Below are 530 nucleotides of genomic sequence, written 5' to 3'. Positions count from 1 at the left end.
AGAACACAGCCTCATTCTTGGCTGCAGTCCATATTAGATGTATTGCTATATGGGCAGAAATCTCGTGACTACACTATCTAAGGATTATTCCTTTCCTGTCTCATTCATGGACTTAAGATCTTCAAAAGCGAAGACAGCTCTGTAGGCATTCTATATCTTGTGGCAAATGATCTAGACAACAGTGCTGACGATAACTATAAAGTCTACAAAAAAAGATGGCGAATAGAAAAATATTTCAAATCGATCAAGCAAAATGCAAGCCTTGAAAAATCATCAACTAAAGTGATACGCTCACAAAAACATCCTATTTCCGCATCTATTATTGCTTATTGCAAGCAAGCTAGAAATGCTTCGACTTAAAACTTCACTTGGTCATTTCGCGCTAAAATATAAGTTATTTGTTAAGGCTAATCAAATGAATTTTTCAAGAGTTGGAAATTTCTAAGAGAAAAAGCTACGCTTACGTAAGGCGAGTAAGGCATTTTTGCAGCATACGCATATGCAATTGAAAAATTAAATTTAAATTACTA

At 34.7% G+C, this 530-nt stretch carries 1 pseudogene; it reads left to right on the top strand.

The features are described from left to right. Window positions 1-114: 114 nt before the first annotated feature. Window positions 115-445: pseudogene (locus tag TY19_RS26585) on the top strand (IS701 family transposase); the annotation flags it as partial. Between the last annotated feature and the right edge of the window lie 85 nt (window positions 446-530).

Source organism: Candidatus Protochlamydia sp. R18, from assembly GCF_000648255.1.
Lineage (GTDB): Bacteria > Chlamydiota > Chlamydiia > Chlamydiales > Parachlamydiaceae > Protochlamydia > Protochlamydia amoebophila.
Note: the sequence above shows the minus strand (reverse complement) of the source record. Positions and strands in the feature narration are given on the sequence as shown.